Annotated in this window: 11 protein-coding genes; 6 read left to right on the top strand and 5 right to left on the bottom strand. The window is 71.7% G+C overall.

Translation table 11 applies throughout. The annotated features are described in order from the left end of the window. Positions 1–50: 50 nt before the first annotated feature. Positions 51–1679: a leucyl aminopeptidase family protein gene (locus tag U870_RS22995; RefSeq protein WP_025155780.1), complete on the bottom strand. Its 1629-nt coding sequence runs from the start codon at positions 1677–1679 to the stop codon at positions 51–53. Continuing rightward, positions 1679–3322, bottom strand: a complete 1644-nt coding sequence (locus U870_RS0102170) for an ABC transporter substrate-binding protein (protein ID WP_081815143.1) — start codon at positions 3320–3322, stop codon at positions 1679–1681. Before U870_RS0102170 ends, U870_RS22995 begins: the two co-directional genes overlap by 1 nt. A 114-nt stretch (positions 3323–3436) precedes the next feature. On the opposite strand from U870_RS0102170, the gene U870_RS0102165 reads away from it, so the two are divergent. From U870_RS0102165 to U870_RS0102155, 3 genes are read left to right on the top strand one after another with little or no spacing between them, the layout of a single operon-like run. After that, on the top strand, positions 3437–4393 hold the full coding sequence (locus U870_RS0102165) for an ABC transporter permease (RefSeq protein ID WP_025155778.1): 957 nt from the start codon (positions 3437–3439) through the stop codon (positions 4391–4393). Then, on the top strand, positions 4390–5364 hold the full coding sequence (locus U870_RS0102160; RefSeq protein WP_205288709.1) for an ABC transporter permease: 975 nt from the start codon (positions 4390–4392) through the stop codon (positions 5362–5364). Before U870_RS0102165 ends, U870_RS0102160 begins: the two co-directional genes overlap by 4 nt. Continuing rightward, the gene (locus U870_RS0102155; RefSeq protein WP_025155776.1) at positions 5361–7130 is read left to right on the top strand and encodes a dipeptide ABC transporter ATP-binding protein; all 1770 of its coding nucleotides are present in this window, start codon (positions 5361–5363) and stop codon (positions 7128–7130) included. The genes U870_RS0102160 and U870_RS0102155 overlap by 4 nt, the downstream gene beginning before the upstream one ends. 10 nt (positions 7131–7140) lie before the next feature. On the opposite strand, the gene U870_RS0102150 is transcribed toward U870_RS0102155, so the two are convergent. After that, positions 7141–8004 carry a GntR family transcriptional regulator gene (locus U870_RS0102150; RefSeq protein ID WP_025155775.1) on the bottom strand — a complete coding sequence of 288 codons (864 nt, stop codon included), beginning with the start codon at positions 8002–8004 and terminating at the stop codon, positions 7141–7143. A 56-nt stretch (positions 8005–8060) separates the two neighbouring features. Here U870_RS0102150 and U870_RS0102145 point away from each other — a divergent pair, with 56 nt between their 5' ends. The 3 genes from U870_RS0102145 (at position 8061) to U870_RS22990 (ending at position 10544) form a co-directional block, all read left to right on the top strand. Next, positions 8061–8804 (top strand): glucosamine-6-phosphate deaminase, encoded by a 744-nt coding sequence (locus U870_RS0102145; RefSeq protein ID WP_025155774.1) that lies wholly within the window; start codon positions 8061–8063, stop codon positions 8802–8804. Between the two features lie 51 nt (positions 8805–8855). Further along, entirely contained in the window at positions 8856–10028 is a 1173-nt protein-coding gene (locus U870_RS0102140) for a thiolase family protein (protein WP_025155773.1), read from the top strand. A 150-nt stretch (positions 10029–10178) separates the two neighbouring features. Further along, positions 10179–10544 carry an SIP domain-containing protein gene (locus tag U870_RS22990; protein WP_025155772.1) on the top strand — a complete coding sequence of 122 codons (366 nt, stop codon included), beginning with the start codon at positions 10179–10181 and terminating at the stop codon, positions 10542–10544. Positions 10545–10628: 84 nt separating this feature from the next. Here U870_RS22990 and U870_RS0102130 read toward each other — a convergent pair whose 3' ends face one another. Beyond that, entirely contained in the window at positions 10629–11819 is a 1191-nt protein-coding gene (locus tag U870_RS0102130; protein ID WP_025155771.1) for an MFS transporter, read from the bottom strand. Positions 11820–11943: 124 nt separating this feature from the next. Further along, on the bottom strand, positions 11944–13366 hold a 1423-nt coding region (locus tag U870_RS0102125), incomplete at its 5' end, for an APC family permease (protein WP_025155770.1).

Here is a 13366-nt window from a genome sequence, read left to right as displayed (position 1 = left end):
TCTGTGAAGACTACTTGTTATACAGAGTATATAGACATGGTGACCGCAGGTCACGCATCCGTCGGGCGGAGCAGTTCGATCACGGCGCGCAGCGGCGCGGCGGTCGGTCCGGCCGGCCACGGAGCGGCATCGCGCTCGAGCCAGGCGGAGGACCCGTTGTCGATGTGGACCCACGGCACGTCGCCGATGAAGGTCCGCAGGTAGGTGGCGGCGAGCTGGCCGGTGTCCGGCACGTCGACCGCGCAATTGGCGATGTCGGCGACACGGGAGGAGAGCAGGTCCGTGTACGACGGATGCAGCGGCAGCAGCCAGCCCGGATCCGCCGCCGCCCGGCCCGCCGCGATCAGCGCATCGGCGAGCGCGGAGGAGGTGCCCCAGCATCCCCAGAACGCGGTGCCCACCGCCCCGGAATCGGTCAGCGTTCCGACATCGATCAGCCGCGCCGGCCGATCCCGCGCCAACCAGGCGAGGGCGTCGGCCAGGACGAGTCGGCCCTCCGAGTCGGTGTCGACGACCTCCGTCGTGCGGCCGCCGGGATGCCGGACGACGTCGCCGGGCCGCTGCGCACCTCCCCCGGGCATGTTCTCGGCGATGGGCAGCACCGCGTGCAGTGGCCCAGCGGCGCCGAGCGCGGCCGCCGCGATCACCGCCGCCGCGACCGAAGCGGCGGCGGCCATGTCGGACTTCATCCAGGCGATCTCCCCCGGATCGCGCTTCAGGTTCACTCCCCCGGAGTCGAAGGTGATGCCCTTGCCGGCCAGCGCGGTCGTGGGACCGGTGCCGGCGACGCGCAGCTCGACCGCCAGCGGCGGTCGAGCGCTTCCCGCGCCCACTCCCAGCGTGCCGCCGAAGCCGCGGTCGGCGAGCCCGGCCGCGTCCCAGACCTCGACGGCGACCGCGTCGCCCGCGGTCCCGGCGGCGAACGCGGTGATCGCGTCGGCGAACGCGCGCGGTCCGAGGAGGTTCGGCGGCGTCTCGACGACCGTCCGCACCCAGTCGACGGCGTCGGCGACGATCCGCGCCCGCTCGAGCGCCGCCGCGACGGCGGGGCGACGGGCGCCCTCCTGATCCGTCACGACGACCAGCTCGGGCGTCGACGGCCCGGCGCCGTCGGCGGCCACCTCGGCCGGGCGGTATCGCCACAGGCCGGCCCGGTGCCCCTGCGCGGCGAGTCCGATCGCCGCGGCATCCGGCAGGTCGAGGCCGAGCAGCGAGACGATCGCACCCCCGGCCGTGCGCGCCGTGGCGAGTGCGGCGCCGAACACCGTCTCGGCGTCCGGCGCCTGCCCATCCGGCGCCTGTCCATCCGGCGCCTGCCCATCCGGCGCCTGCCCATCCGGCCCCGCGCCGTCGCCCAGCGCGCAGACGACGACCCGCCGCGCCCCGCCTCCGGGCGAGCCGGCAGGCGAACCCCCGGCACCGGGGAGGACGAGCACGGCGGTCGCGAACGGCGACCGGTCCGCGGTCGGGTCGGCCGCGGCCAGGGCGGTCGGGGGCAGGGCGGCCGAAGCCAGCGCGACCAGGTCGACTCCGAGCAGCCGCGACGCCGCCACCGCTCCCGGGCCGCTGCGCAGGCCGCCGTCATGGCGGCGGAGGCCGACGACCAGCGTCGATCCCGGACGGTCGGCGACCACGGAGGCGAGTTCGTTCGCTCCGGCGAGGACGATCGGGCGTCCCATCACTTCACCCGATGCACGGCGAGGAGGGTCTGGGTGGAGAGGTTGTTGACCGAGCCCACCAGTGGGGAGAGCTCGAACCCGGTCCACTTCGGCGAGTGCGCCTCGATCACGTTCTGGTAGTTCAGGACGATGTACGGCCGGTCGTCGAACGCGAGCTGCTGCATCTGGTCGATGATCGCCTGCCGGGCCTCCTTGGTCGGCGCCACCGCCTGCTGGGCGTACAGCGCGTCGTAGGCGGGGTTACAGTACCCGCTGTCGTTGTTGTTGCCCCACTGCGCGCAGGTCAGCACGCTCAGCACGAAGTCCGGGTCGACCGGGGGGATCCAGTCCCACATCGCGAGATCGAACTCGTCGTACTTATTGTCCGGGCCGTTGATCGCCGAGGTGGCGGCGTCGGTGTCCATCTTGCGCATGGTCAGCTTGACGCCGGCTTGCTTCAGCCCGTTCTGGATGATCTGGAACATCCGGTCACCCGCCCCGTTGATCTCGGTCGGGAAGATCACGTCGTACGCCATCGGGTGGCCGTCGGCGACCCGGATCCCGTCCGGCCCCTTCGCGTAGCCGAGCCCGTCGAGGATGGCGTTCGCCTTCGCGACGTCGAAGGGCAGCGCCGCGATCGAATCATCGTGCCAGCCGCTGGCAGGGGAGACGATGGTCGACCCCGGAGTGGCGAAGCCGAGCCACGCGGTCTTCACCATGGACTGGCGGTCCATCGCGTACTCGAACGCCTCGCGGACCTTCGGGTCGAGGAGTTCGGGATGGTTCTTCTTCTTCGGGTTGGTGTTGATGATGAAGTCGTAGAACCCGACGGACGGCGTCGTTCCGACGACCAGCCCGGACTTCTTCAGTGAGGCGACGGCGGTCGCCGGGGTGGATTCGCCGATCATGTCGACCTGGCCGGTCTTGAGGGCCGTGACCATCGCGTCGTCGTTCGCGAAGAACTGCAGGCCGAAGCCGGTGATCGTCGGCTTCGTCGCGCCCCACCAGTGCGGGTTCGTGTCGAAGAGGGCGAGCTGGTCCTTCTTGTACTGGGTCATCCGGAACGGGCCGCCCGAGACCATCGGGGCGCCGTTCTGGAACGAGCTGATCTTCTTGCCGTCGCCGGTCGCGAGCGGCTTCCAGATGTGCTCGGGCAGGATGGGCAGCTGCTGCAGCTGGGCCAGCACGTTCGCGACGGGTTGGCTGTAGGTCAGCGTGAGCGTGTGGGCGTCGGTGGCGACCGCCGTCTCCAGGTGGCTGACGAATCCGGCGAGCTGGCCGGTCGGTCCGCTCTGGTACTTCAGGATCATCGACATGGTGAAGGCGGCGTCCTCGGCGGTCAGCGCCGAGCCGTCCGACCATTTCGCTCCCGTGACGGTGTCGAAGGTCCACGTGAGGCCGTCCGGGGAGGTCGTCCACGACGTCGCGAACGACGGCACGAGCGACAGATCCTTCGTGTCGTACTCGGTGAGGTGCGGATAGACGTACTCGTAGACGACGCTGCTGTAGTCGGAGCTCGACACGAACGGGTTCAGCGAGTCGATCGAGGCGCTCGCCCCGATGCGCAGGACGGTGTCGCTCGATCCGCCCGGGGAGCAGGCGGTCAGCCCGGCGGCGGCGGCCACCAGGACGGCGGTCGCGGCCAGTGCTCGTATTACCTTCATGTAAACCTTCCCTCGTCGCGTCGGGTTTTCGATTCCGGTTCTCGGTTTCGCACTCTTGTTGCGCTTAGTATGATGACCACCACCGCGAGAGGTCAAGCATCGGAAGGAGACCGGATGCGAGGGTACGTCTGGAAACGCTCGCTGTTCGCCGTCGTGACGATCTTCGTCGCGTTGACGATCAACTTCGTGCTGTTCCGTGTGCTGCCGGGGGATGCGGTCACCCGCATCTCCCGCGTGCCGAACGCCTCCCCGGCGCTGAAGCACGCGCTGGAGGTGGAGTTCGGGCTGGATCAACCCCTCTGGAAGCAGTACGTGCTCTACCTGCAGCAACTGTTCCAGGGCAACCTCGGGGTCTCGTTCGCCAACCGGCAACCGGTCGCGGAGAACCTGCTCCAGGCCTTCGCGAACACGCTCCCGATGGTGACGGCGGGCACGGTGATCGCGATCGTCCTGGGCGTGGGAGTCGGCGTCTACTCGGCCGTGCGGCGCGGCACGTTCGGCGACCATCTCTCGACCAACCTCGCCGTGGTGTTCTACGCGTTCCCCACGCAGTTCCTCGGCATGATGCTGCTCATCCTCTTCGCCGGCGTGCTTCCCTCCGTCGGCATGAGCGACCCGTTCGCCATCGGGCTCTCCCCCGCCGAGCAGTTCCTCGACACCGTCCGGCACATGATCCTGCCGGTGCTCACCCTCGTCCTCACCCTCTACGCCGAGAACGCGCTGATCGTGCGCTCCGCGATGCTCGAGACGCTCGGCGCCGACTACGTGCTCACCGCGCGCGCGAAAGGGCTGCCGCGTCGCAGGATCATCTCGGCTTACGCGTTCCGCAACGCGGCGCTGCCGACGATCACCCAGATCGCGCTCTCCCTCGGCGCGATCGTCAGCGGCTCGATCCTGGTCGAGGTCATCTTCTCCTGGCCGGGCATCGGCCGGGCGCTCTACAACGCCGTCCTGCAGCGCGACTACCCGATGCTGCAGGGCGGCTTCCTCTTCATCACGATCACGGTCGTGCTGCTGAACTACCTGGCAGACCTGGTCTACTTCCGCCTCGACCCGCGGGTGTCCCGATGACCAAGGAGACGACGATGGGTACCTCCGGCACCACCCCGAACCGGCCCCGCCGCCGCTCCCGCGCCCGTGGCGGGGTGTGGGGCGAGATGGCCCACTCGATGACGACGCCGCCGGCGATCATCGGCCTCTCGATCATCGGCGTGTTCGTCGTGCTGGCGCTCGCCGCCGACGTGCTCGCGCCCTACAGCACCACCGAGCCGAGCTGCGCGGTGTTCGCCCCGCCCTCCCCCCAGCACTGGCTCGGCTGCGACGACGGCGGGATCGACGTGCTCGGGCTGGTGCTGCTCGGCGGTCGGGTCTCGATGGTGGTCGGGTTCACGGCGGCGGTGATCGCGATCGTGATCGGCGCGCTGTTCGGCATCCTCTCGGGCTACTTCGGCGGCTGGGTGGACGTCGTGCTCATGCGGATCACGGACTACTTCATCGTCATCCCGCAGATCGTGCTGATGATCGTCGTCGCCGCCGTCTGGGGTCCGAGCCTGTCGCACGTCGTGCTCGTGATCGGCTTCCTGATGTGGACGAGCACCGCGCGCATCGTCCGGGCCCAGGTCAAGACGCTCCGCGAGCGGGTCTCCATCCGCCGGGCGGAGTCCATCGGAGCCGGGAGCGGGCGCGTGATCGTGCGGCACATCCTCCCGCAGCTCGGCCCGCTCCTCATCGCCAACGCGGTGCTGGCCGTCACGCTCGCCATCTTCAACGAGACGGCGCTCGCCTTCCTCGGCCTCTCCGACCCGACCGCGGTCACCTGGGGCACGATCATGGAGCACGCCTTCGAGCGCGACGCCATCAGCACGGGCGCGTGGTGGGCGATCGTGCCGGCGGGCATCGCGGTCGCGGTGCTGATCATGGGCTGCTATCTGCTCGGCAGCGCCATCGAGGACGCGCTCAACCCCCGGCTGCGCTCGTCGTACCTGTCGGTGAAGACCTGGAGGCTGCGACCGCTCGTCGGCCGCGGGAAGGACGCGATATGACCGCCGCCGCCCTCGAGATCCGCGATCTCAACGTCTGGTTCGACCCGCGCGACGGCGGCGACGAGCCGGTGCACACCCTCCGCGGCATCGACCTCTCCGTCGCCCCCGGCGAGCGCGTCGGCCTGGTGGGCGAGTCGGGCTGCGGCAAGACGACGACCATCCTGGCGGCGATGGGACTCCTCCCCGCCTCGGCGACCGTGTCGGGCTCCGTGCTCGTCGACGGCCAGGACGTCATCGCGCGCGGCGAGGCGGGGATCCGCCGGTACCGCTGGACCGACATCGCGATGGTCTTCCAAGGCGCGATGAGCGCGTTCAACCCGGTGCGCACCATCGGCTGGCAGATCCGGGAGGCGCTGGAGGTGCACGGCGTCGCCAGCGGCAAGGCGGCCGTCGCGCGCACCCGCGAGCTGCTGCGGCAGGTCGGCCTGCCCGACGGCACCGATGCACGCTTCCCGCACCAGCTCTCCGGCGGCATGAAGCAGCGCGCGGTCATCGCGATGGCTCTGTCGTGCGAACCGCGGGTGCTGCTGGCGGACGAGCCGACCACCGCACTCGACGTGGTGGTGCAGAACCAGATCCTCGAGCTACTGGTGCGGCTCTCCCGCGAACTGAACCTCGCCCTCGTGCTCGTGACGCACGACCTGGGCGTCGTCGCGCAGGCCTGTACCCGCGCCGCCGTCATGCGCGCAGGAGAGATCGTGGAGGAGGGCGACGTCGACGACCTCTACCGGAGGCCGCAGCATCCCTACACGCGCGAGCTCTTCGAGGCGACGCCCAACCTCTACGATGTGGAGGACGTGCCGCACCCGGCGGAGGGCGCCGATCTGCTGGAGGTCCGCGGCCTGAGGGTGGTCTACGGGCAGAAGGCCCGGCGTCGGGGCCGAGGGGCCGTGCCCGGCGCGATCGACTTCACCGACCCCGCGCCGTCGCCGATCGCGACGCCGACCGAGGGCATCGCCACCGGCCGCATCCGCTCCGACGACGAGGTGAGCATCGCGCTCTCCGATGCCGACGAGACCACGGCCGCGCCGCCCGCCGCCGTCGACGGGGTCGACCTCATCGTGCGCGAGGGCGAGCTCGTGGCCCTCGTCGGGCAGTCCGGCTGCGGCAAGACCACCACCCTGCAGGCGGTGGTGGGGATGCAGGCGGCGACCTCCGGGTCCATCCGCATCGACGGCACGGAGGTCACCGGGCTCAGCCCGCGCCAGTGGCGGCCGCTGCGCCGTGACGTGCAGCTGATCTACCAGGACCCGTACGAGGCGCTCGACGGGCACCTGCGCATCCAGGACCTGGTGCTGGAACCCCTCCAGGTGCACCGCATCGGCAGCTCGGCGGCCGAACGCCGCGCGCTGCTCGCCGACGCGCTGAACGACGTCGGCCTCGATCCGGAGGTCTTCGCCGGGCGCTTCCCGCACGAGCTCTCCGGTGGCCAGCGCCAGCGCGTCGCGATCGCGGCGAGCCTCGTCCTGCGTCCCCGCCTGCTGCTGGCCGACGAGCCCGTCTCGATGCTCGACGTCTCCGTTCGCACCGGCGTGTTGCAGCTGCTCGACCGGCTCCGGCGCGAGCACCGGATGGGCATCCTGATGATCACCCACGACCTCTCGACGGCCGCCGCCTACGCCGACCGCATCGTCGTGATGCGTGCCGGGCGCATCGTCGAGCAGGGCGAACCGTGGCAGATCGTCAACGAGCCGCGCGAGGAGTACACCAAACGCCTGCTGGAGAGCGTGCCCAGCCCGGACCCGCTGCGCCGGAATGCGGGCTGACCGGCACGGCTCAGGCCGGCGCGACCCCGGCCGGCGGCGCAGGCGGGGCGCCGAGCGGGCGCACCGCCCAGGTGCCATCGCGGTGCGGTTCCACCAGCCGCTGGCGCGAGGTGCCGGAGACGTAGAAGACGAAGTCGTGCGCCGGGTAGGTCTGCTGGAAGCTGTCGAACGCGACACCGTCGGCTCCGAGGCTCACGCCGCGGATGCGCACCACGTTGTCCTTGGCCGACAGCCCCAGGTGCTGCCGCTCCCACGCCGTCGGCTCGTCGACCTCGATCGCCTGCTCGACGAAGTCGTCGGTGTAGCCGTACCGGTCGGCGAGCAGCTCGTAGAGCGAGCCGCCCGCCGCCAGGTGCGCCTCGTCGAGCGACGGAACCAGGGAGAGGGGCAGCACGGCGGTCTCGAGCACCTTGGGGGTGCTGCCGAGCCGGCGCAACCGGGCGACCTCCCACACGGGCGAGCCCGGCTCGATGCCGAGCGCGGTCGCGTGCTGGTCGCTCGGGATGCCGACGAGCATGCTCACCAGCTCCGTCTCGAGCTGCACGTCGCCGGCCGGCCCGCGCAGCGTCTGCAGCAGCGCACCGGGTCGCGACGGCTCGCTCACGATCCGGCGCGGCGCCACGAAGGTGCCGACGCCCTGGTGCCGCACGATCTTGCCGCGATGGGTGAGGTCGTCGAGGGCGCGGCGCACCGAGATCACGCTCACGCCGGCCATCTCGGCCAGCTCGGCGGTGCTCGGGAGCTGGTCGCCGGGCTGGAGGTTCTGCTCCTGGATGAGGTTCACGACCAGGTCGTAGACGTGCTGGTACCGCAGCACCCGCTTCTGCCCCCCGGCCTGCCGGCCCTCGTCGTTCGTCTGCGCCGTCGGTGGCACGGGATCCTCCGCTTCTCAACGTGTCAGGCCACACATCATACAAGGAATGAGGACACATGGAGCTGATCGTCGTCACGGATCATCACACGCTGGCCGAGGCTGCCGCCGACCGCGTCGCGCGCCTCGTCACGACGCGCGGCGACGCCGTGCTCGGCGTCGCGACCGGGTCGAGCCCGCTCGGGGTCTACCGCGTCCTGGCCGAACGCGCTCGCGCCGGCCTCGACTTCTCGCGCGTGCGCGCGTTCGCGCTCGACGAGTACGTCGGTCTCGCCCCCGACGACCCGCGCAGCTATGCCGAGACCCTGGCCGCCGCCTTCGCGCGCCCGCTCGGACTCGCCCCGTCCGCCCTCCATGTGCCGGATGGTACACGCGCCGACCTCGACGCGGCCTGCCGCGACTACGAGCGTGCGATCGAGGAAGCCGGAGGCGTCGACCTGCAGATCGCCGGATTCGGCGCGAACGGCCATCTGGCGTTCAACGAGCCGGGCTCTCCGGTCGACTCGGTCACCCGCGTGGTCGAGCTCGCCGAGCGCACGCGGGCGGACAACGCCCGCTTCTTCGCGGCCGCCGAGGACGTGCCGCATCGGGCCCTCACCCAGGGCGTCGCGACGATCCTGCGGGCCCGCACCATCGTGGCGCTGGCGATCGGAGAGGCGAAGGCGGACGCCCTGGCCGCCGCGGTCGCCGGCCCGATCGGGCCGGCCTGCCCCGCCTCCTTCCTGCGACTGCATCCGGACGCGACGATCTTCGCCGACCCGGCGGCCGCCGCGCGGCTCGACCGCGTCGGCGCCGCGACCTAGGCTGGCGGAGGGCCGTGTCGCGACGAGGCGCGCGGTCCGTGAGGAGCCACGATGACCGCCGCGTTCGTCTACGACGCCGTCCGCACACCGTTCGGCCGTTACGGCAAGGCGCTGGCGGGGGTGCGGCCGGACGACCTGGCCGCCTCCACGCTGCGCGCTCTGCTCGACCGGCATCCCGGGCTCGACCCGGCACGGATCGACGATGTACTCCTCGGCGACGCGAACCAGGCGGGCGAGGACAACCGGAATGTGGCGCGGATGGCCGTGCTGCTCGCAGGACTGCCGGTGACCGTGCCCGCCGCGACCGTGAACCGCTTGTGCGGGTCGGGGGTCGAGGCGGTCGTGCAGGCGAGCCGCGCGGTGGAGACCGGCGACGCCGCCCTCGTCGTCGCCGGCGGCGTCGAGTCGATGACCCGGGCGCCGTGGGTGCTCCCGAAGGCCGACCGTGCCTATCCCGCCGGCGACGCCGCCCTCGTCTCGACGACGCTCGGTTGGCGGCTGGTGAACCCCGCGATGCCCGCCGCCTGGACCGTGCCGCTCGGGGAGACGGCCGAGCTCCTCGCCGACCGGTTCGACATCCCGCGCGAGGAGCAGGACGCGTTCGCCCTCGGCTCGCACCGGCGCGCCGCCGCGGCATGGGAGGCCGGCGCCTACGCCGCCGAGGCGGTTCCCGTGCCGGGCGTCGCCCTCGACCGCGACGAGAGCATCCGGTCCGACACGACGCCGGAGGCGCTGGCCGGACTCGCCCCGGCGTTCCGCCGCGAGAGCGGCACGGTGACGGCCGGGAACTCTTCGCCGCTGAACGACGGCGCCGGGATGCTGCTGCTCGGTGCGGAGGACGCGCTCGACACCGCGCCCCTGGCCCGCATCGTCGCGCGGACCGTGGTCGGCAACGAGCCGGACGCCTTCGGGATCGCCCCGGTCGCGGCGGTCGACCGGGCGCTGGCGCGCACCGGGCTCACCTGGGACGACGTGGACCTGGTCGAGCTCAACGAGGCGTTCGCCGCGCAGTCCCTCGCCTGCCTGCGGCTCTGGCCGGGGCTCGACCCGGCGATGGTCAACGTGCACGGCGGCGCGATCGCGATCGGGCATCCCCTCGGAGCCTCCGGCGCGCGGATCGTCGGCCACCTCGCCCACGCGCTGGCGGCCCGAGGCGGCGGCATCGGCGTCGCAGCGATCTGCATCGGCGTCGGCCAAGGCATGGCGGTCGTCCTGCAGGCCTGACCGGCGCGTCGACACGGCGGGAAGTGCACGCGTCCGCGCCGAGACGGCGAAGAATGCGCCGCTTCGAGCGCGTGCCCGAGAGATCGGTGAGCTGAGGGTTTGGTTAGGTAAGGCTTGCCTAAGTACGAGCACTCGGCTAGCGTCGAGGACGTGCCCGCCCACTTCCTCCTCGTCGGCGACGAGACCGATATCGCCGTGCTCCAGCCGCTCGTCGCCCGCCTGCCCGTCGACGCCTACGGGCAGATCTTCATCGAGGTGGGAACCGGGATGGACGCGGCGGTCTGGTCGGTGCCGCCGGGCGTCCAGCTGACCTGGCTGGAGAGCGACGGCCCGCACGCGAGTCGCGGCGACCACGCGATCCGGGCGGTGTCCGCGTGGATCGACGAGTGGATGCCCGAGGCGATCGGCGAGACCCAGGCACCGTTCGTGCTGTGGCTCGGCTGCCGCGGCAACGCGAACGCCGATCGCGTCTTCGGCGACCTCGGCGCCCGCATCGAGTCCCGCCGCGCGCGCTGAGATCGCGCCAAAAGGGGCGGATAGTCGGCCTTCTCGCCACCCAAGACCCCGGCGATCGCCGCCTCGGCGAAATGTCGACCGGGGCTAGGGGCGGGAGGGGAGGGGGCTGCGGCGGCGCGCGGTCACCGGGGCGACGAATGCGGCGAGGGCGACGAGCGCCAGGACGACGATGAGGGCGTGGCGGAGGCCGAAGTGCTCACCGAGGAAGCCGAGCAGCGGCGGTCCGACGAGGAACGCGACGTAGCCGATGGTCGCCGCGAGGGTGACGCGGGCCTCCGGATGCTCCCCCGATTCCCCGGCCGCGGAGAGCGCGACCGGGAATCCGAGAGAGGCACCGAGGCCCCACAGGATCGCGGCGACGCCGGCGACGAGCTGGTCGTCGACGAAGATGACCAGCGCCAGCCCGATCGCGCCGACGATCGCGCTGACGCACAGCACCGCCGCGCTGCCGAAGCGATCGACGAACCGCCCGCCGATGAAGCGGCCCGCGGTCATCGCGGCGGCGAACGCGGCGAAGACGGCGGAGCCCAGAGCAGCGTCGAAACCGTGGCCGTCGACCATCACCAGCGGCAGCCAGTCGTTCGCCGATCCCTCCGCCATCGCAAGCGCCAGGATGAGGAAGCCGATGAGCAGGAGGCGCGGGTCCCGCCACACCTGCGGGCGGCGGCGCGGCCCGTCGACCGCCGCCGCAGCGGTCCGCTCGGCGCGGGGAAGCGGTGCGGGGATGTATCGGATCGCGAGCGCGAGACCGGCCACGACGACCACGGCGACGACCACCAGGTGCACCACGACCGGGAAGGCGATCGCGGTCAGCAGCATCCCGATCACGGCGCCGACCACGGTGCCGAGGCTGAAGCAGCCGTGCAGCGCCGGGAGCGTCGAGCGGCCGAGCGCGCGCTCCACCTCCGCCCCCTCGATGTTCATCGCGATCTCGCCGCCGCCCATCCCGAGACCGAACAGCCCGAGACCGAGCGCGACCAGCGGGGCGGAGCCGAGCGCTGCGCCGACGCCGATGGTCGCCGATCCGGCCGCGATCAGCGAGGTGCCGACAGCGATGACCGGCCGCGTCCCGAAGCGCGTCACGAGGGCCCCTGAGCACAGGATGCCGATCATGGACCCGGCGGAGAGCCCGAACAGCACGAGCCCCATCTCGGCCGTGGAGGCGCCGAGCAGGTCGCGGACGTCGGGCGTGCGGGTGACCCAGGAGGCGATGGTGATGCCCGGGAGGAAGAACAGGGCGAAGAGCGCGTTGCGGCGGGAGATCGGTCGGGTCACGTGCTCATTGTACAAGCGTACACATCGCGCTCGTCCACCGATTCGACACCGAGGCGGCGCGAAATCGCACGAATCGTGCCGAGGCGGCTCAGAATGTGCCGCCTCGGCACGTCGGCCCTCGTCGTCAGTCCTCCTCGCGCACGCCCGCGCTCGCGCGGAAGCGCGCGACGATCGGGCCGAGCGCGAACGCGACGAGCAGCAGCACCACGATCCCGATCGCGAGCGGAACGCTGCCGCCGACGAGGGTCGGCAGGTTCTGCAGGATCAGCACCAGGAACACCGCGAGGCCGAGCAGTCCGAGCGCCGGCGCGACGGCTCGCCGCCACAGCGACGCCGCCGCGCGGTTGCGGGCGAAGAAGACCAGCACCGCGACGCTGGTGATGCCGAGCAGCAGCACGACGCCGACCGAGGAGAAGCCGGCGAGCCAGGTGTAGTACTGGTTGATCGGGTCGAGGCCGGTCGCGGCTCCCACGACGAGCAGCACTCCGACGACGAGGCCGGCGGCGATCGACGCGCGGTGCGGCGAGCCCAGGCGTGCGTGCGCATGCCCGAGCCGGCGCGGCAGCGCACTGCGGCCGGACAGGGTGAAGACGTAGCGCGACACGATGTTGTGGAACGACAGGATGCAGGCGAACAGGCTGGTCACGAAGAGCACCTGGATGATGTGCTCGCCGACCGTGCCCAGGTACCGCTGCGTCACGTCGGCCAGCAGCGTGCCGCCGTGGTCGGTGGCGGTCGCGACGACCTTCGAGTCGCCGACGGCGCTGATCAGCGCCCAGCTCGAGAGGGCGTAGAAGACGCCGATCAGCGCGAGCGACAGGTAGGTCGCGCGCGGGATGGTGCGGTCGGGGTCGCGCGCCTCGTCGCGGAAGACCGCGGTCGCCTCGAAGCCGATGAAGCTCAGGATGGCGAACAGGATGCCGATGCCCGGCGCCCCGGAGAGGATGGCGGACGGCGACACGATCCCGGTCGACAGGCCCTCCGGTCCCCCGCCGCTGAACACGATGACCGCGTCGAGCACCAGTACGATCGCCACCTCGGCTATCAGGAGCACGGCGAGCACCCGCCCGGAGAGCTCGATGTTGCGGTAGCCCAGGAACACCACGACGACGAAGGCGACGAGCGCGTAGATCCACCAGGGGATGCTCGGCACCCCGTAGGAGCCGAGCAGCGAGTCGACGCCCGGACCGATGAGTCCGAACACCGCCGCCTCGAGCGTGAGATACGACAGCAGCGCGGCGAAGCCGGTGCCGAGACCGGCGCTGCGGCCGAGGCTGCGGTCCACGTACGAGTAGAACGCGCCGGCCGACCTCACGTGCGGGGTCATCGTCGTGAAGCCGACGGCGAAGAGCAGGAGCACGACCGTGGCGACGATGAACGTGGCCGGGAAACCCGCCCCGTTGCCGATGGCGATGCCGAGCGGCACCGGGCCGCCGATCACGCCCAGCGGGGACGCCGCGGCGACCACCATGAACACGATGGAGGCCACGCCGAGATTGCCTCGGAGGCGGGGGCGGGCGGGCGCGGAGGCGGGGGCGTCCGCCGGG

The organism is Leifsonia aquatica H1aii (genome assembly GCF_000633535.1).
GTDB lineage: Bacteria > Actinomycetota > Actinomycetes > Actinomycetales > Microbacteriaceae > Leifsonia > Leifsonia aquatica_A.
The sequence above is the reverse complement of the archived record's forward strand: the minus strand, read 5'-3'. Positions and strand labels throughout refer to the sequence as shown.

Bases quoted from the DNA above. Each gene is read 5' to 3' on its own strand.
- U870_RS0102145 (WP_025155774.1), top strand. From the start codon at position 8,061: ATGGAGCTGATCGTCGTCACGGATCATCACACGCTGGCCGAGGCTGCC.
- U870_RS0102140 (WP_025155773.1), top strand. From the start codon at position 8,856: ATGACCGCCGCGTTCGTCTACGACGCCGTCCGCACACCGTTCGGCCGT.
- U870_RS0102160 (WP_205288709.1), top strand. From the start codon at position 4,390: ATGACCAAGGAGACGACGATGGGTACCTCCGGCACCACCCCGAACCGG.
- U870_RS0102170 (WP_081815143.1), bottom strand. From the start codon at position 3,322: ATGAAGGTAATACGAGCACTGGCCGCGACCGCCGTCCTGGTGGCCGCC.
- U870_RS22995 (WP_025155780.1), bottom strand. From the start codon at position 1,679: ATGGGACGCCCGATCGTCCTCGCCGGAGCGAACGAACTCGCCTCCGTG.
- U870_RS0102155 (WP_025155776.1), top strand. From the start codon at position 5,361: ATGACCGCCGCCGCCCTCGAGATCCGCGATCTCAACGTCTGGTTCGAC.
- U870_RS0102165 (WP_025155778.1), top strand. From the start codon at position 3,437: ATGCGAGGGTACGTCTGGAAACGCTCGCTGTTCGCCGTCGTGACGATC.